Source organism: Caulobacter sp. HJHS_5, assembly GCF_056683955.1.
Map to the genome: position 1 here is coordinate 96,330 of NZ_JBWZNC010000009.1, position 16,910 is coordinate 113,239.

The window sequence follows — 16,910 nt, forward strand, 5'->3', positions numbered from 1 at the left end:
GGGCTTTTTTGTTTGCTCAATGGAAATCCCGGCTGCGGACCAGGCGGCCGCTGACGCGCGAGCGCATCTGCGGCGGCGGCGGTTGGTCGGCGGCGGCGGGCTCCGCGCGCAGCTTGGCGAGGTGAGGCGTCAGGTCCTCGAAGCCTTCGGCGACCACGTGGATGACACCGCTCTCGCTCTGGATCGCGCCCTTCACCAGCAGCATCGACGCGGTCATCACCATGCGGCGGTGCGCCTCGAACACCCGCTGCCAGATGACCACGTTCAGAGGCCCGGTCTCGTCCTCCAGGGTCAGGAAGGTGACGTTCTTGGCGGTCCCTGGCCGCTGGCGGATCAGCACCAGGCCGGCGACGGCGACGCGGGCGCCGTCCTTCAGCATGGGCAGGGCCTTGGCCGGGGCGCAGCCGCGCTCGTCCAGGGCGCGGCGGAAGTAGGCGCAGGGGTGGCGGCGCAGGGAGAGGCCGTAGGTGCGGTAGTCTTCCGTCACCTCCTGCGGCTCGGTCATCACCGGCAGGGCGGCCGCCGCCTCGAACAGCGGCAGGCCTGCCATTAGCGGCGCGGCGGTCTCGGCGTTCAGCTCCGGCGCCAGGCCCTTCACCGCCCACAACGCCTCGCGGCGCGAAAGGCCGGTGGAGCGAAAGGCGTCGGCCTCGGCCAGCAATTCGAGGGCGCGGCGGTTGACGCCGCTCATCCGCGCGAAGTCCTGCACGGTGCGGGCGCCGCGTTGGCGGGCGTCGACAATCGCCTCCGCGTCCGGCTTCTTCAGGCCTTTCACCTGCCGCAACCCGAGGCGAAGCGCCTTCAGCCGAGCACCCGGATCGGACGCCGTCTCCAGGGTGCTGTCGTAGTCGCTGAACAGCACGTCCGGTTCGCGGACCTCCGCCCCGTGCTCCCGCGCGTCACGCACAAGCTGAGCGGGTTGGTAGAAGCCCATCGGCTGGCTGTTCAGCAGGGCGGCGCAGAAGACATCCGGGTAAAAGCATTTCATCCAGGCCGAGGCGTAGACCAGCTTGGCGAAGCTGGCGGCGTGGCTCTCGGGGAAACCATAGGAGCCGAAGCCCTTGATCTGCTCGAAACAGCGCTCAACGAACTCCGGCGGATAGCCCCGGCCGACCATCCCGCCCACAAACTTGTCCCGGTAGACGTTGAGATCGCCCTCGTTCTTGAAGGTCGCCATGCAGCGTCGCAGGCCGTCGGCGTCGGCGGGCGAGAACTTCGCCGCTTCGATGGCCAGGCGCATCGCCTGCTCCTGGAACAGCGGCACGCCGAGCGTGTCGCCGAGAACGCCTTCCAATTCATCCTGGGGGCCATGCGCCGGAGACGGTTTCGGATAGTCGATCAGTTTCGGGTCGTTGCGGCGCTTCAGATAGGGATGGACCATGTTCCCCTGGATCGGCCCAGGCCGCACGATCGCCACCTCGATGACCAGATCGTAGAACTTGTGGGGTCGGAGTCGCGGCAGCATCGACATCTGCGCCCGGCTCTCGACCTGGAACACGCCGATGGAGTCCGCCTTCGACAGCATGGCGTAGACCGCCGGGTCCTCCTCGGGAATGTCGGCGATGTCGAGGATTTCGCGGCCGTGATCCTTGGCCAGCATCTTCAGCCCACGCTGCAAGGCCGTGAGCATGCCGAGCGCCAGCACGTCGACCTTCATCAGGCCGATGCTGTCGATGTCGTCCTTGTCCCACTCGATGAAGGTGCGGTCCTTCATGGCCGCGTTGCCGATCGGCACGGTCTCGTCGAGTCGCCGCTTGGTCAGCACATAACCGCCGACATGCTGCGACAGGTGGCGGGGGAATTTCATCAGCTCGGTGGCCAGGGCCACGGCCCGCTTGATCTCGCGATTGTCCGGATCGAGCCCGGCCTGGCGGATATGCTCCTCCGGCAGACCTGAGCCCCAGCTGCCCCACACGGTCTTGGCCAGGGCGGCGGTGATGTCCTCGGTCAGGCCCAGCGCCTTGCCGACATCGCGGATGGCGCTGCGCGGACGATAATGAATGACGGTGGCGACGATGGCGGCCCGGTCGCGGGTGTAGCGCCGGTAGACGTACTGCATCACTTCCTCACGCCGCTCGTGTTCGAAATCGACGTCGATGTCCGGCGGCTCGTTGCGGTTCTCGGACAGGAAGCGGGTGAACAGCAGCTTGTGCTTGGCGGGATCGACCGCCGTGACGCCCAGGCAGAAACAGACCGAGGAATTGGCCGCCGAACCGCGCCCCTGGCAAAGGATGCCCTGGCCCCTCGCCCATTCGACGATGTCGTGCACCGTCAGGAAATAGTTGGCGTAGCCGAGCTTGCGGATGAAACGCAGCTCCGTGAACAGGTTCTGGATCACCTTGGCGGGCGTCCCGTCGGGGTAACGCTTGCGGGCGCCTTCACACGACAGCTTCGTCAGATGTCGGATCGCCGTGGAGCCGGGCGGCACCGGCTCGTCCGGGTATTCGTAGCTCAGTTGCCCCAGGTCGAACTTGATCCGCTCGACCACCTCCAGGCTCCGCTCCGCCGCCTGCGGCCAGCGGGCGAACAGGCGGGCCATCTCTGCGGGGGTCTTGATATGCCGCTCGGCGTTGGCCTCCAGACGCAGGCCGGCGGTCTCGATGGTGCAGCCCTCCCGGATGCAGGTCATCACGTCCTGCAACGGGCGGCGCTCGGGGCCGTGATAGAGCACGTCGCCGGTGGCGACCATCGGGGCGCGGTGTTCGCGCGCCAGGGCGTCGAGCCGGGCGAGGCGCTTCAGGTCCTGCGCCGCATAGGCGCGATGGGCGGCCAGCCACACCGAGCCGCGCATGTCGCCGGCCATGCGGGCGAGGTCGGCCTCGAACGCTTCGTCCAGGCGGTCGGGCGGGACGACGAGCACAAGCTGCCCCTCGGCGTGGTCGAGAAAGTCACGCCAGCCGAGGTGGCATTCGCCTTTCTCGCCGCGAAGTTGCCCGACGGTGAGCAGACGGGTGAGACGACCATAGGCCTCGCGGTCGGAGGGATAGACCAGCACGCTCGGGCGACCGTCCATGAAGTCCAGCCGGCAACCAGTCAGGGGCCGCACCTTGAGGTGGTGCGTCTTGCGCGCCGTCCAGGGGCGAACGACGCCCGCCAGGGTGTTGCGGTCGCAGACGCCCAGGGCTTCCAGCCCCAGGGCCTCGGCCGTCAGCATCAGCTCCTCGGCGTGGCTCGCCCCGCGCAGGAAGGAGAAGTTGCTGGTCGCCTGCAGTTCGGCGTAGCGCACGGTCATCCGAACAGACCGTGCAGGAACCAGCGCGGCTCGCCGGCGCCGTAGAGTCCCGCGCGGAACAGCCAGTAACGGGCGCCGCTGTCGTCCTCGACCCGATAGTAGTCGCGCACCCGGTCGGGACCGACCGCCTCGATGGGCCGCCGCCACCATTCCTCGCCGATGCGTTCCGGCCCCTCGGCCCGCACCACGCGGTGCGACCGGCCGCGCCAGTTGAATTGCCTGGGCGGATTGTCGGGGATTTCCGCCAGGGCGGTGATCGGCTCGGGCCGGGCGAACAGGCGCAAGGGGCGCGGGCGGTCGGGATCCCAGTCGCCGACGGCCTGGCCATCCAAGGCCGGCTTTCGGCTGACCGCCCGCTCCGGCACGTGGCTGGCGTGGGGCTCGGCGCGCCAGACGCGGTCCTCGCCCAGGCGATTGGTCAAACGGTCGACCAGGGCCGCGAGACTGGCTTCGGCGGGCAGGCGGCCGGCGCTCTCCAGCCCGTCCTGCGCCTCGGTCAGCGCCTGCACTCCCTCGGCGAACAGGGTGACGGCCTCGATGCCGAAGCCGGGATCGATGTCCTCCAGCTTGGGCGCGACCAGCTTGGCGATGCGGGACGCCTCGCGGCCGGATCGCGACAGGCCGACGGTGCGATAGGCCGCCTGGCCGTCCAGCCGGTGGTAGCCGAAGGTGAAGCGCCGGGCGCCCAGCCCTTTCTCTTCCAGCCGGGCGCACAAGGCCTCGGCGACGTCGCGGGCGACGCGGCGGAGGTCGTCGATCACGCTGATCGGTTCGGCGAAGGCCAGGCGATGCACCCACGGCGTCGGGGGGCGGCGGAAACTCAGGGCCTCGCCGGCCAGGCCGAGGGCCTGGTCGAGCCGCAGGATCAGGGCGCGGCCGAAGCGGCGGGCCAGCGCCGCGCGCGGCTGGTCGGTCAGCCGGCCGATGCGGACCAGGCCGAGGCGCGCCAGCTGGGCGGCGTCGGCCGCCTCCAGCCGCAGGGCGGCCACCGGCAGACGTTCGAGCAGCGGCCCGTGGCCGCCGGGCGGGGCGATGGTCCACGCCGGGCCATGGTGCGACAGGGCCCAGGCGGCGCCGGCGGTGTCGGCGACGGCGGCGCGCACGGGCACGCCGTCACGCTCCAGTCGCCTCACCAGGTCGTCGAGCAGGGCGTCCTCGCCGCCCCACAGGTGGGAGACGCCTTCGATGTCGAGGAACAGGCCGTCGGGCGCGCAGACGGCCACGGCGGGGGAAAAGCGCACCGCCCAGTCGCACAGCGCCTCCAGGGCCGCCGCGTCGCCGGCCGGATCGGCCTCGTCGAAGGCGAGTTCGGGGACCAGGGCCAGGGCGTCCGCCGCCTTCTGGCCGACGAACAGGCCGAGCCCGGCCGCAGCCTCGTCGACGGCCGAAAGCCGCCGCACCCCGGCGACGGTCTCGATCAGCACGAAGGGAGAGGGGGGCGGTTCAGCCTGCGAGGCGTCGCGCCCCGGCGTGCGCTTGCGCCGCCAGGTCACGATCGGCCACAGCGGCGACCACACGCAGAGCATGCGGGCCATTGCGGGCCTCCTCCATCAGCCATTGGCCGGGGCGTCCGCCCCGGCAGCGGTCGAGCGCCACGCGCCAGCGCGCGGGGCCCAGCCCGAAGTCTTCTTCCCCGCCGGGGGCCGGGGCCACGCGCCAGCGACTGGCCGCCGCCGAGCCCGCCGCCTCGCGCCGTCGGGAAGGCGGGCCGCCGAACGGCCGACGGCGCACGACCACCCCGGTCGCCCCGCTGCGTTCGCAGGCCAGCTGCAGCCGCCGGCCGGCGGTCAGGTCCACGGCCTCCACCTCGCCGAGCGCCGCCGCCACCCCGCTCGCGCCGAGCGCGTCCTCCAGGGCCCACAGGGCCTCCGCTTCGTCCTTCACCTTGACCAGGATCAGCCGGGAGACCGGAAAACCGAGGCTGGCCAAGCCCGGCGCATGCAGGTCGTCGCGTCGCAGCACCCAGACCACCGCGCCCCCGGAAACGCTGTTCTGAGCGAGCGGGCGGGCCAGCAGGGCGGCGAAGGCGCCCGCCGCCGCCGCGGTCTCGATCTCCAGCCCCTCGCCGGCCACTTCATGCCAGGTCGAGAGCGGCAGGCCGCCGTGCGGGAAGCAGTCGTCGATGGCCGGATCGCCGAAGGGGAGCACGCGAGTCGGAGTCCGAGTCCCCGCCTCCAGGGCGGCGATCTGGGCCCGCATGGCCGCCAGGCGCATGGTGCGGGACATCGTCCGCTCATCTCCAAGTTCTCAATTTGTTCTATTAACGAATGAGCCCTGGAGTCGAGTCGATTCCGCGCGATCACATCCGCGCTACGTCCCAAGGTGACGCCGGGGGTTGACCCCTACCCCCGCGCCCCGCGCTTGCGGGTGGCCGGCGGCGGCGCGGCGACGACGGGGTCGACGCCCCGGAGGCGATCGACCAGGCCGAACAGGGCGTCGCGCAGGGCGGTTTCGCTGCCCGTGAGGGCCAGGGCTTCCAACTCCGAGAGGTCGTGGTCGGTGACCCGCTCGGCCGGGCCGACGACGGCGGCCTGGTTGACCCCCGGCGCGCAGGGGGTCTGGACCTCGTTCACGTCGACGAGTTCCTCGGTCAGCTTCTCGCCGGGGCGCAGGCCGGTGATCTCGATGGCGATGTCGCGGCCGGGCGTCAGGCCCTGCAGTTCGACCATGCGGCGGGCCAGATCGATGACGCGCACCGGCTCGCCCATCTCCAGGGTCATCACCCCCGGCTCGGTGCTGGCGTCGGCGGCGGCCATGGCGGCGGCGCGCAGCACCAGCGACACCGCCTCCGGAATGGTCATAAAATACCGCTCCATGCCCTCGTCGGTGACGGTGATCGGACCGCCGCGCTCGATCTGCCGACGGAAGATGGTGGCCACCGAGCCCGCCGAGCCCAGCACATTGCCGAACCGCACCACGCTGGTGCGCAGGGGCGAGACCTCGCGCGGCCCCTTGGACGCCGGGCTGGAGGCCTGGCGGACGATGGCCTCGGCCACCCGCTTGGTGGCGCCCATGACGCTGGCCGGCGCCACGGCCTTGTCGGTGGAGATGAAGGTCAGGTGCCCGACCCCCGCCGCCCGCGCGGCGCGCACCACATTGAGCGCGCCCAGCACATTGGTGCGCACGCCCTCGGCCGGATTGTGTTCGACCAGGGGCACATGCTTCAGGGCGGCGGCGTGGAAGACCACGCCCGGCCGTTCGGCGGCGAAGACGGCGTTAAGTCGCGCCGGGTCGCGCACATCGCAAAGCACCGAGCGCAGGGCCAGTTGCGGCCGCGACTCGGCGACCTCGCGCTCGATCTGAAACAGGGCCGCCTCGCTGCTGTCGAGCAGGATCAGGCGCTCGCAGTCGGCGGCGGCGATCTGGCGGACCAGCTCCGAGCCGATCGAACCGCCGGCGCCGGTGACCATCACCCGGCGGCCGGTGACCAGGGCGCGGCCGGCCTCCCGGTCCAGCTCCACGGGCGGACGGGTGAGCAGTTCCTCGAGGCTGATCTCGCGCAGACGGCCGACGGCCCCCGGCGCGGTGTTGAGGTCGATCACCCCCGGCTGGCGCAGGAAGCGCACGCCGTCGCTCTTCAGCCGGCCGAGCCGCTCGGAGCCGAGGATATCCGGCGGGCTGAGGAACAGGATGGCCCGCGGGTGAGCGCTGCCGGCGCTCAGGGTGGCCATCACCTCGTCGAAGTCGTCGGTCGCGCCGAGCACGCAGACGCCGCGAAGTTCGTCGCCGACATGGCGGGCGTGGGGCGTCACCACCCCGATCACCGAATATCGATCGCCGAGCGCGGCTTCGGGCGCGCGAAGGAAGGCCTCGGCGTCTGCGGCCGGGCCGACGATCAGCAGCGGCGTGCGCGCCGCCGCCGCCCGGGGCGCGGGACGCAGACGCATCAGAACGGCGCCCACGCCGCCTTCGAGCAGGGCGCGCCGCAGGATCCGCAGGCCGGCCAAAGCCAGGAAGGCGAAGATGACGGCGAGCACGAGCGTGCGGACGCTCTCCGGCGCAGCCAGGCCCAGGCGCGGCGCGACGACCGCCGAAAGGGCCGCGAACAGCAGACCGGTCGCCACGGCGGACCGGGCCAGACGCAGGACGTCCGGCACGGCGACGAACCGCCACGGCGCCCGCTCGACACGGAAGACGATCTCGACCAGGCCCGCGCTGAGGGCGAACAGGCCGCCGGCGGCGACGCTCGCGAGACCGGCGGCGCGACCGGTCGCCATGGTCTCCGCCAGCAGCCAGGCCAGGAAGGCCAGCGTCAGGTGGACCGCGAACTTCCCCGCCCGGCCGAGCAACTGGATGCGCATACGGTTCCTTCTAGCCCCGCCTGGCGGCTTAGCACGCCGCCGACGCCCTCGCCATCATCGCGGGCCGGATGCGCCGGTCAGCCGGCGAAGGTGCGCTCCCCGTCGGCGTCAGCCGGCAATGCTGCGTTCGAAGTCGGCGTCAGCCGACGAAAGCGCGCTCGATGACGAAGTCGCCCGGTTCGGCGTTGGAGCCTTCGACGAGGCCATGCGCCTCCAGCAGGGCCGCGGTGTCCTTGATCATCGCCATCGAGCCGCAAAGCATGGCGCGGTCATGCTCGGGGTCGAACTTGCCGCCCGGGATACCGAGGTCGGCGAACAGCTTGCCGCCCGAGATCAGGTCGGTGATCCGGCCCTGGCGCTCGAACGGCTCGCGGGTCACGGTCGGATAATAGACCAGCTGCGCCTTGGCTTCGTCGCCGACCAGCGGATCCTCGTGGATTTCGCCGCCGAACAGATCGCGGTAGGCTAGTTCCTGCACTTCACGCACGCCGTGGGCGACGATCACCTGGTCGAAGCGGCTGTAGGCGTCGGGGTCGCGCGCCACCGACAGGAAGGGGGCCAGGCCGGTACCGGTGCCGAACAGGAACAGGCGCTTGCCCGGCTTAAGGGCGTCGAGCACCAGGGTGCCGGTCGGCTTCTTGCCGAGCAGAATCTGGTCGCCGGCCTGAATCTGCTGCAGGCGCGAGGTCAACGGGCCGTCAGGCACCTTGATCGAGAAGAATTCCAGTTCTTCGGCGAAATGCGGCGAGGCCACCGAATAGGCGCGCAGGATCGGCTTCTTCTCGCCCAGCTCCTCGCGGGGCGGCAGGCCGATCATCACGAATTCGCCCGACCGGAAGCGGAAGGTCGAGGGCCGGGTGATGGCGAAGGAAAACAGCCGGTCGGTCCAGTGCTTCACCCAAAGCACGGTTTCGACATGGTGCGCGCCGGAAGGCGCGGCGGCGGCGGGAGCGGTGGGGGCGTCGGTGGCCGTCATCGGAAAATCCGTCGTGCTCTCAAGCAATTCGATAGGTGCGCCGCCACGGCCCAGGTCGGCGACGGCTTCTTAAGTGAGGAAGGCGCCCCCGATGTCAACTGCGCGAGCGCATTAGCAATCTTGACGTTGATTAGAAGATTTTTGCCAAAAATTTCAAAGAAAGGGGCGGGGCCGCGCTTGCGGGCCGAAAATCGCAAGGAAACGCCCATCGAAGCGGCGCAAGCTCTCACTGTCCGAAAGGACCAACAAGACCAGGGAGAGACACCTATGAACGGACGGTGGCTTGCGACCGCGACGGCGGTCGGTGTGCTTGGATTGATGTGCGGGGCGTGCGGCCAGGGCGCCAGTTCGGCGCGGGCGGAGGCGGAGGCCAAGGCGACGCTGGTGTCGGGAACGGCGGCCGCCGTCATGGGCTGCGTGAAGGTTTCGGCCGACAACGCCTGCAAGACGATGAAAGGCCCCGGCGGCGCCATTTATGACGTGACCAACGCCGGCATCGACACGGCCCGCGGCAAGGGCGTGTCCCTTTCCGGCCGCGACAACGGCCAGACCACGCCTTGCGGCACGGTGCTGACCGACGTGAAGTTCGACTATCTCGGCATCAGCTGCACCGCCCCGGTGGCGCAGGCGCCGGCGGAAACTCCGCCCGCCGGCTGATGACGGCCTAGTTCCGACCCGAGCCGGGATCGGCCCGGGTCTTTCCGGTCTGCGACGACTTGGCGGCTCCGACGGGTTCGGTGGCCGGACGGGGAGGCTCGCCCTCCCGCGTCGGGCGCTGGTTCTCGTGTTCCACCGAGCGGTTGCTGGGCCGGGCCTTGGCGCCGGCGTCGGGGGAAGCTTGGGTCATGTCGGGCTCCTCGAAGGCTTCCCCGCTGCAACGCGCCGCGCCGCGGCGGGCTCCCCAGTTCTCCCCTGAGGGGCCCGCCGGATCGGCTGGGGATGAAGATCGCGCTGACGGATCGCCGGGGTCGTGGCAGGAAGGGCGCGCCGAGGCGCCGATGACGGGACGCCCGGCGCGAGGGCGGACGTGATCGAACCAGGCGAAAGCGCGCGCGATCCCCGAAGACCAAGCTGGCTGTTCATAGGCCTCTACGCCCTGGCGATGATCGGGGCGTGGATGGCGATCCTGACCCCGCTGATCGTCACCCTGCCGCTGCGCATCCACCGGATTTCGCCAGCCAACGAGGGGGCCGCCCTGTCGCTGGTGCTCGGCGTCGGCGCCGTGGTCGCCATGGCCGCCAGCGTCCTCGCCGGGCGGCTCAGCGACCGCACCATCTCGCCCTGGGGCCGCCGCCGGCCCTGGATGATCGGCGGCGCCGCCGGCGGCGTGATCGGAATCGCCGTCGTGGCCACGGCGCCCTCCGTCGCGATCCTGCTGGCCGGCTGGTGCCTGACCCAGCTGTCGATCAACGCCGCGCTCGCCGGGCTCGTCGCCGTCCTGCCAGACCAGGTTCCCGAGCGTCAGCGCGGCTGGATCTCCGGCGTGCTCGGCGTGAGCCTGCCCGTCGGCCAGGTGCTGGGAACTTTCCTGGCCCAGGCGCTGAGTCCCAACCTTCCGGCGATGCTCATGGCGCCGGCCCTGGCGGCGCTGGCGTTGATCGCCGCTTTCGCCTGCCTCGTTCCCGACCACGGCGCGCCGCCCGCGGCGCGGCCGCGCGAGCCGTTGCTGCGGTGGCTCGCCGCCTTCTGGATCGATCCGCGCCGGGCGCCGGACTTCGCCTGGGCCTGGGCCAGCCGCTTCCTATTCATGCTCGGCCTGGCCTTCCTGCTGAACTACCAGGCCTTCTTCCTCATCCACCACATCAGGGCCCCCGAGGCGGACGTGCCGCGCATCATCTTCCTCTCGGCGCTGCTGTCGTCGGGCCTGGTCTGCGTCGCCAGCCTGGTCGGCGGCAAGCTGTCGGACCTGCTGCGGCGGCGCAAAGCCTTCGTGGCCGTGGCCGCCGCCGCCTACGCCGTGTCGCTGTGGGGCGTCGCGGCCAGCGGGACGGTGGAAAGCTATCTGTTCGCCTTCGCCCTCGCCGGCCTCGGCCAGGGCCTCTACCTTGGCGTCGACCTGGCGCTCGTCACCGACGTTCTGCCCGACCGCGAAACCGATGCGGCCAAGAACCTCGGGGTGTTCAACATGGCCAGCGCCCTGCCCCAGACCATCGCCCCCGCCATCGCCCCGGCGATCCTGTTTCTCGGCCGCGACGACTACGGCGTGCTGTTCGCGGCGGCGGGCGCCTTCGCGGCCGCCGGAGCCCTCGCGGTGTTGCCGATCAGCAAGGTGCGCTGAGCGCCTTGAATAACGTCCGGCGTTCCGGCATAAGCCCTCGCTCAACCCCCATGAGGATTGTTGGATGCTTCCCCGCCACGGCGGGCTCGGACTGCTGGCCCCGCCCACTTCTGGGCGTCCGCTTTCTCGAAACGGAGCATCCGGCGAAACTCAAGGGCTCGGGTTGTACAGGAGTGTAGCTCAGCTGGTAGAGCATCGGTCTCCAAAACCGAGGGCCGTGGGTTCGAGTCCCTCCACTCCTGCCACCCTATATGTCCGGTACGGCGCGCCGATGGGCGGCGAGCCGCCCCGAAACGGCCAAAGGCGGTCATCCGCCCCCGGCGCAAGAGAAGACTAGTCGCCTATGGCCAGAAAACCCGGGTCCAGCCCGTCCGCCATCAAGAGCCGCGCCGCGAAATCGGCCGCGGCCATGCAGACGCCGGCCGTCGCCGGCGGCGCTCCCGCGCCCTCCGAGGCCGCGCCGCGCCGCAAGACCAGCCCCGCGCAGTTCTTCAAGGAAGTGCGCGTCGAGGCCAAGAAGATCACCTGGACCACCCGCAAGGAAACCTGGATCACCTCGGTGATGGTGCTCATCATGGTGGCGATCACCGCCATTTTCCTGAAACTGGTCGACCTGGGACTGGGTTTCAGCATCAACCAGATCCTCAAGCTCGCGACCGGGGGCTAAGCCGACCCAATGACCGATACCGCTCCCCAAGCCTCCAACCCGAACCACAAGTGGTACATCGTCCACGCCTACTCGAACTTCGAGAAGAAGGTGCGGGACTCGATCCGTGAGCAAGCCAAGGCCCAGGGCCTGGAAGACAGCTTCTCCGAGATCCTGGTGCCGACCGAGGACGTCATCGAGGTGCGCCGCGGCCGCAAGGTCAACGCCGAGCGCAAGTTCTTCCCGGGCTACGTCCTGGTGAAGATGCACCTCTCGGACGAGGCCTACCACCTGATCAAGAACACCCCGAAGGTGACCGGCTTCCTCGGCGCGGGCTCCAAGCCCATGCCGGTGTCGGAAAAGGAAGTCGCCCGCATCATCGGCGCCATCGAAGAGGGCGTCGAGCGTCCGAAGCCCGCCATCACCTTCGAGATCGGCGAGCAGGTGAAGATCACCGACAGCAACTTCGCCGGCTTCAACGGCTCGGTGGAGGAAGTCGACGACGAGCGTCAGCGCCTCAAGGTCGCGGTGTCGATCTTCGGCCGCGCCACCCCGGTGGACCTCGACTTCAGCCAGGTCGAAAAGATCGCCTGATTTCGCAATCGGGTTCAGGACTTAGCGAAGGGCTCGACCTTGCGGTCGGGCCCTTCGTCCGTTATACGCCCCGCTCCCTTCGCGGACTCCGGTCCAGGGAGGGTCAAATCCGTGGGAGGGGCTGCCCGAACCACGGCTCATAGCCGGCCTTAGGTGGCCGGCGCTCAGAGGAGACAGACATGGCCAAGAAGATCTTGGGCTATATCAAACTGCAGGTGAAGGCCGGTTCGGCCACGCCGTCCCCGCCGATCGGTCCGGCGCTGGGTCAGCGCGGCGTGAACATCATGGGCTTCTGCAAGGAGTTCAACGCCCGCACCGAGAACGTGGAGAAGGGCACCCCCCTCCCCACCGTGATCACCGTCTACCAGGACAAGTCGTTCACCTTCGTCACCAAGACGCCCCCGGCGACCTTCTTCATCAAGCAAGCGACCGGCCTGAAGTCGGGCGCCAAGCTGACCGGTCGCGAGACCGTCGGCCAGATCACCCGCACGCAGCTGCGCGAGATCGCCGAGAAGAAGATGAAGGACCTGAACGCCAACGACCTCGACCACGCCGCGAAGATCATCGAGGGCTCCGCCCGTTCGATGGGCCTGAAGATTGTGGAGGCCTAACCGATGACCAAGCAAGCCAAGCGCATCCAAGCCTGGACCGGCGACCGCAACGCCAACCTGGCCCTCGAGCAAGCCATCTCGCTGGTGAAGACCAACGCCAAGGCCAAGTTCGACGAAACCATCGAAATCGCCATCAACCTCGGCGTCGACCCGCGTCACGCCGACCAGCAGGTCCGCGGCGTGGTCAACCTGCCGTCGGGCACCGGCCGTGACGTTCGCGTCGCCGTCTTCGCTCGCGGCCCCAAGGCCGATGAAGCCACCGCCGCCGGCGCCGAAACCGTGGGCGCCGAAGACCTGATGGAAAAGATCCAGGGCGGCTTCATGGACTTCGACCGCGTCATCGCGACGCCGGACATGATGGCCCTGGTGGGTCGTCTCGGTAAGGTGCTGGGCCCGCGCGGCCTGATGCCGAACCCGAAGGTCGGCACCGTGACCATGAACGTCGGTCAGGCCGTGAAGGACGCCAAGGGCGGCGCCGTCGAGTTCCGCGTCGAAAAGGCCGGCATCGTGCACGCCGGCATCGGCAAGGCCTCGTTCACCGAGGATGCGCTGAAGGCCAACGTCGTGGCCCTGGTGGACGCCCTCAACAAGGCCAAGCCGTCGGGCGCCAAGGGCACCTACGTGAAGCGCATCAGCCTGTCGTCGACGATGGGCCCGGGCTTCAAGATCGACGTCGCCTCGATCGGCACGCCGTAAGCTTCGATCCAGTTCCGATTACGAGACGGGCGGGCCGCAAGGTCCGCCCGTTTTGCTTTCCCCCTTCCCCCTTCAACAGGGGGAAGGGGGACCACGCAGCGCCTCCGCCAGCGCCCCGCCCCCAACGATCTCCACGCCCTCCAGCTCCAGCCACCCGGCCATGCGCCCCAGCTCGTCCATCAGCGGCTCAGCGACCGCCCCCGCCTCGGCGTGGCGCTCCAAATGCGCGCTCTGCACCAGCAGCCGGCCGCGCTTGCGATCCGACTTCAGATCGACCCGGGCGACGATCCGCCCGTTCAGCAGGAAGGGCAGCACGTAGTAGCCGTACTTCCGCTTCTCGGCGGGGACGTAGATCTCGATGCGATAGTCGAGGCCGAACAGCCGCTCGGCGCGGCTGCGCTCCCAGATCAGCGGGTCGAACGGGGCCAGCAGGGCCGTGCCGGTCGCGCCGCGGGGCGTCCTGGCCTCGCGGTGCAGATAGGCTGCCTGCCGCCAGCCCTCGACCTTCACCGGCGTCAGCTCGCCCGCCTCCACCAGTTCGGCGATGCGCGGCAGGGCGTCGGCGGGCTTCTGGCGGAAATAGTCGCGCAGGTCGCCGGCGGTGGCGACGCCAAGCGACCGGGCGGCGCGCAGCAGCAGGCTCCGGTGGGCGTCCGCCTCGTCCGGCGTCGGGGCGTTCAGCACCTCGCCCGGCAGCACCCGCTCCGGCAGGTCGTAGAGCCGCTCGAAGCTCGACTTCCGCGTCGCCGTGGTCAGCTGCCCCGACCAGAACAGCCACTCCAGCGACCGTTTAGCGTCGCTCCAGCCCCACCAGCCGCCGGGTCCCTTCGCCTCGCCGACTTCCGAGGCGGCCAGCGGCCCCTCATCCCGTATGCGCTCCAGCAGGGCCTCGGCGTGCGCCCGCCGCGTGCTTCCGTGCTCGGAGACGTTCTTCCAGATCCCTTCGCCGCGCAGCGCCCGCGCCATGCGCCAGCGCAGCAGAGGCTGCAGCTCGAACGGCAGCAGCGAGGCCTCGTGCGCCCAGTATTCGAAAAGCCGGCGCGGCCTCCTGCCCGGCAGGCTCCAGGCGGCGACGTCGAGCAGGGCGCGCGGATAGGCGCCCAGCCGGGAAAACAGCGGCAGGTAATGCGCCCGAGTCAGCACATTGACGCTGTCGATCTGCAGCAGCTGCACCTGCTCCAGCGCGCGCGCAAGCGCGCCCGGACCCGCCGCGCCGGAACGACTCCGGCCGAAGCCCTGGGCGGCCAGGGCGATGCGCCGCGCCTCAGCGGCGGAAAGATCGAAGCTGGCCCTGGTCATCGCCCCTCCCCGCCAGCCTGCAGCAAAACACCGCCCGGCGTCAGCCCCGGACGTAATGAAACGGCCGGCGCTTCACCTTGCGGACATAAAGCTTCCTTTATATGGTCGCCGCCGCATTCAACGCCGGGAGCGTCCCCTTGAGCCGTTCGTCCTACATCTTCACCAGCGAAAGCGTTTCCGAGGGTCACCCCGACAAGGTCGCCGACCGCATCAGCGACGTCGTCGTCGACGCCTTCCTCGCCCAAGAGCCCCAGGCGCGCGTCGCCTGCGAGACCCTGGTGACCACCAACCGCATCGTGCTGGCCGGGGAAGTCCGCGCCGGCTCGAAGGAGCAGACCAAGGACATCATCAAGAGCCTGGAGCCCAAGGTCCGCGATGCGATCAAGGACATCGGCTACGACCAGAAGGGCTTCTCCTACAAGAAGGCCAAGTTCGCCTGCTTCCTGCACGGCCAGTCGGCTCATATCGCCCAGGGCGTGGACTCGACCGACAAGAAGGATGAAGGCGCCGGCGACCAGGGCATCATGTTCGGCTACGCCACCGACGAGACGCCGGAGCTGATGCCGGCCACCCTCCAGTACAGCCACAACATCCTGAAGCGCCTGGCCGAGGTCCGTCACTCGGGCGAATGCGAAGGCCTCGAACCCGACGCCAAGAGCCAGGTCACCCTGCTCTACGAGAACGGCGTGCCGAAGGAAGTGCTGCAGATCGTCGTCAGCCACCAGCACGCCAAGCGGATCGGCGGCAAGATCGCCACCTCCAAGCGCATGCTCGACCTGATCAAGCCTTACGTCCTCGAGGTGATCCCGCAGGGCTTGATCACCAAGAAGACCAAGTGGCACGTCAACCCGACCGGACGCTTCGAGATCGGCGGTCCGGACGGCGACTGCGGCCTGACCGGTCGCAAGATCATCGTCGACACCTACGGCGGCGCCTCGCCGCACGGCGGCGGCGCCTTCTCGGGCAAGGATCCGACCAAGGTCGACCGCTCGGCCGCCTACGCCTGCCGCTACCTGGCCAAGAACGTGGTCGCCGCCGGCCTGGCCAAGAAGTGCACCATCCAGATCAGCTATGCGATCGGCGTGGCCCAGCCGCTGAGCTTCTACGTCGACACCCATGGCACCGGTGAAATCGATCCGGCCAAGCTGGAAAAGATCCTGCCGGAGCTGATCGGCGGCGCCACCCCGCGCGCCATCCGCGAGCACCTGGGCCTCAACAAGCCGATCTACGCCCGCACCGCCGCCTACGGCCACTTCGGCCGCACGCCGGACAACGAAGGCGGCTTCTCGTGGGAGCGGACCGATCTCGCCCTGGAGCTTCAAAAGCTCGCCTAAGGCTTTAGCCTTTTCGGCGGTCGTGGCGGCGAGCCTGGCGCTCGCCGCCCCCGCCCCTGCGCGTCAGGCCGCACCCTCCGCCGCGCGCCTGAGGGCCGAAGCCGCCGACCTTTCAGTCGAAGCCGCCAAGGACGGGCTCGACATCGCCGCCCAGCGCCAGCGCCTGGCTCAGCTGGCCGGCCGCGAAGGGGCGATGACCCGCGATCTGGGCGCGGCCCGGGCCCGGCTTTCCCGCCTGCTCGGCGCCCTGCAGCTGTTCCGCCGCGATCCGCCGCCCGCCCTGCTGGTCCGCTCGTCCGACGCCCGCGACGCGGTGCGCGCCGCCATCCTGATCCGCGCCATGACTCCCGCGCTTCAGGCCCGCAGCGAAGCCCTGGCGGCCCGCACGCGCGAAATTTCCGGCCTGCGCCGGCAGGCCGCCGCCGCCAGCGAGGACCTGTTCACCGCCGAGAGCCGCGCGGCCGAACGCCGCAACCGCATCGTCAATGTGCTGAGCGAGGCGGCCGTCCTGGCCCCGCCGCAGGGCGAGTCCATGCCGTCTCTTCTGCCCCCCGCCAAGGGAACGCTGACCCGCGGGTTCGGCGAGGAGGCCGGCCCGCTCGGCCCGGCCGATGGCGTATTTCTGCGCACGGCGAGCGGATCGCCGGTCGCGTCGCCGGCGGATGCGACGGTGGCGTTCGCCGGTCCGGTGAAGGGCTGGGGGCTCGTCTTGATTCTCCGCGTCAACGGCGCCTACCATCTTGTCTTGGCGGGCCTTGAACAGATTTCGGCGTCCCCCGGACAATCCGTCGCGGCAGGGGCGCCTGTCGGACGCATGCCGGATAGGGGAAAATCAACGCCGGATCTCTATATCGAGGTTCGACAGAACGGCGTCCCGGCCGATCCGGGCCGCTGGCTGACCCTGCCGACGCAGAAGACCGCGTCTCGATAGGGCCTCGATTGA

General features: G+C 69.9%; 15 protein-coding genes and 1 tRNA gene. 9 read left to right on the plus strand and 7 right to left on the minus strand.

All coding sequences use genetic code 11. From position 1 onward, the window contains the following. Window positions 1-16: 16 nt before the first annotated feature. From ACFLIT_RS17510 to ACFLIT_RS17530, 5 genes are all read right to left on the minus strand, one after another. Window positions 17-3,232: an error-prone DNA polymerase gene (locus ACFLIT_RS17510; RefSeq protein ID WP_479912550.1), complete on the minus strand. Its 3,216-nt coding sequence runs from the start codon at window positions 3,230-3,232 to the stop codon at window positions 17-19. Further along, complete coding sequence (locus ACFLIT_RS17515) at window positions 3,229-4,767, minus strand: Y-family DNA polymerase (protein WP_479912551.1); 1,539 nt, start codon at window positions 4,765-4,767, stop codon at window positions 3,229-3,231. Before ACFLIT_RS17515 ends, ACFLIT_RS17510 begins: the two co-directional genes overlap by 4 nt. After that, window positions 4,676-5,458, minus strand: coding sequence for an ImuA family protein (locus ACFLIT_RS17520; RefSeq protein WP_479912552.1), 783 nt, complete (start codon window positions 5,456-5,458; stop codon window positions 4,676-4,678). Before ACFLIT_RS17520 ends, ACFLIT_RS17515 begins: the two co-directional genes overlap by 92 nt. Before the next feature lie 116 nt (window positions 5,459-5,574). Next, a complete protein-coding gene (locus tag ACFLIT_RS17525) occupies window positions 5,575-7,533 on the minus strand; it encodes a polysaccharide biosynthesis protein (RefSeq protein ID WP_479912553.1) in 1,959 nt (652 codons plus the stop codon). A gap of 139 nt (window positions 7,534-7,672) precedes the next feature. Next, entirely contained in the window at window positions 7,673-8,509 is an 837-nt protein-coding gene (locus tag ACFLIT_RS17530) for a ferredoxin--NADP reductase (RefSeq protein ID WP_479912554.1), read from the minus strand. Window positions 8,510-8,776: 267 nt separating this feature from the next. Here ACFLIT_RS17530 and ACFLIT_RS17535 point away from each other — a divergent pair, with 267 nt between their 5' ends. After that, a complete protein-coding gene (locus ACFLIT_RS17535) occupies window positions 8,777-9,166 on the plus strand; it encodes a hypothetical protein (protein ID WP_479912555.1) in 390 nt (129 codons plus the stop codon). Between the two features lie 7 nt (window positions 9,167-9,173). Here ACFLIT_RS17535 and ACFLIT_RS17540 read toward each other — a convergent pair whose 3' ends face one another. After that, window positions 9,174-9,356: a hypothetical protein gene (locus ACFLIT_RS17540; RefSeq protein ID WP_479912556.1), complete on the minus strand. Its 183-nt coding sequence runs from the start codon at window positions 9,354-9,356 to the stop codon at window positions 9,174-9,176. A gap of 180 nt (window positions 9,357-9,536) precedes the next feature. Here ACFLIT_RS17540 and ACFLIT_RS17545 point away from each other — a divergent pair, with 180 nt between their 5' ends. The 6 genes from ACFLIT_RS17545 to rplA all read left to right on the plus strand — a co-directional run bounded on the left by ACFLIT_RS17545 (window position 9,537) and on the right by rplA (window position 13,334). Then, the gene (locus ACFLIT_RS17545) at window positions 9,537-10,787 is read left to right on the plus strand and encodes an MFS transporter (RefSeq protein ID WP_479912557.1); all 1,251 of its coding nucleotides are present in this window, start codon (window positions 9,537-9,539) and stop codon (window positions 10,785-10,787) included. Window positions 10,788-10,956: 169 nt separating this feature from the next. Next, a tRNA-Trp gene (locus tag ACFLIT_RS17550) sits at window positions 10,957-11,032 on the plus strand. A gap of 98 nt (window positions 11,033-11,130) precedes the next feature. Next, window positions 11,131-11,454 carry a preprotein translocase subunit SecE gene (secE, locus tag ACFLIT_RS17555; protein ID WP_479912558.1) on the plus strand — a complete coding sequence of 108 codons (324 nt, stop codon included), beginning with the start codon at window positions 11,131-11,133 and terminating at the stop codon, window positions 11,452-11,454. Between the two features lie 9 nt (window positions 11,455-11,463). Next, window positions 11,464-12,027, plus strand: coding sequence for a transcription termination/antitermination protein NusG (nusG, locus tag ACFLIT_RS17560; RefSeq protein ID WP_479912559.1), 564 nt, complete (start codon window positions 11,464-11,466; stop codon window positions 12,025-12,027). Between the two features lie 179 nt (window positions 12,028-12,206). Continuing rightward, window positions 12,207-12,638, plus strand: a complete 432-nt coding sequence (gene rplK / locus ACFLIT_RS17565) for a 50S ribosomal protein L11 (RefSeq protein WP_479912560.1) — start codon at window positions 12,207-12,209, stop codon at window positions 12,636-12,638. A 3-nt stretch (window positions 12,639-12,641) separates the two neighbouring features. Beyond that, window positions 12,642-13,334 carry a 50S ribosomal protein L1 gene (rplA, locus tag ACFLIT_RS17570; RefSeq protein ID WP_479912561.1) on the plus strand — a complete coding sequence of 231 codons (693 nt, stop codon included), beginning with the start codon at window positions 12,642-12,644 and terminating at the stop codon, window positions 13,332-13,334. 72 nt (window positions 13,335-13,406) lie between these two features. Here rplA and ACFLIT_RS17575 read toward each other — a convergent pair whose 3' ends face one another. Continuing rightward, entirely contained in the window at window positions 13,407-14,633 is a 1,227-nt protein-coding gene (locus ACFLIT_RS17575) for a winged helix-turn-helix domain-containing protein (protein ID WP_479912562.1), read from the minus strand. Window positions 14,634-14,770: 137 nt separating this feature from the next. On the opposite strand from ACFLIT_RS17575, the gene metK reads away from it, so the two are divergent. Further along, window positions 14,771-15,967, plus strand: a complete 1,197-nt coding sequence (metK, locus tag ACFLIT_RS17580) for a methionine adenosyltransferase (protein WP_479912563.1) — start codon at window positions 14,771-14,773, stop codon at window positions 15,965-15,967. A gap of 22 nt (window positions 15,968-15,989) precedes the next feature. Continuing rightward, on the plus strand, window positions 15,990-16,898 hold the full coding sequence (locus ACFLIT_RS17585) for a murein hydrolase activator EnvC family protein (protein ID WP_479912564.1): 909 nt from the start codon (window positions 15,990-15,992) through the stop codon (window positions 16,896-16,898). Window positions 16,899-16,910 lie beyond the last annotated feature (12 nt).

Coding starts and splice junctions, on each gene's coding strand:
- ACFLIT_RS17535 (WP_479912555.1), top strand. CDS start 8,777: ATGAACGGACGGTGGCTTGCGACCGCGACGGCGGTCGGTGTGCTTGGA.
- ACFLIT_RS17530 (WP_479912554.1), bottom strand. CDS start 8,509: ATGACGGCCACCGACGCCCCCACCGCTCCCGCCGCCGCCGCGCCTTCC.
- rplK (WP_479912560.1), top strand. CDS start 12,207: ATGGCCAAGAAGATCTTGGGCTATATCAAACTGCAGGTGAAGGCCGGT.
- ACFLIT_RS17510 (WP_479912550.1), bottom strand. CDS start 3,232: ATGACCGTGCGCTACGCCGAACTGCAGGCGACCAGCAACTTCTCCTTC.
- ACFLIT_RS17520 (WP_479912552.1), bottom strand. CDS start 5,458: ATGTCCCGCACCATGCGCCTGGCGGCCATGCGGGCCCAGATCGCCGCC.
- secE (WP_479912558.1), top strand. CDS start 11,131: ATGGCCAGAAAACCCGGGTCCAGCCCGTCCGCCATCAAGAGCCGCGCC.
- nusG (WP_479912559.1), top strand. CDS start 11,464: ATGACCGATACCGCTCCCCAAGCCTCCAACCCGAACCACAAGTGGTAC.
- ACFLIT_RS17540 (WP_479912556.1), bottom strand. CDS start 9,356: ATGACCCAAGCTTCCCCCGACGCCGGCGCCAAGGCCCGGCCCAGCAAC.
- ACFLIT_RS17575 (WP_479912562.1), bottom strand. CDS start 14,633: ATGACCAGGGCCAGCTTCGATCTTTCCGCCGCTGAGGCGCGGCGCATC.
- ACFLIT_RS17525 (WP_479912553.1), bottom strand. CDS start 7,533: ATGCGCATCCAGTTGCTCGGCCGGGCGGGGAAGTTCGCGGTCCACCTG.
- ACFLIT_RS17515 (WP_479912551.1), bottom strand. CDS start 4,767: ATGGCCCGCATGCTCTGCGTGTGGTCGCCGCTGTGGCCGATCGTGACC.
- rplA (WP_479912561.1), top strand. CDS start 12,642: ATGACCAAGCAAGCCAAGCGCATCCAAGCCTGGACCGGCGACCGCAAC.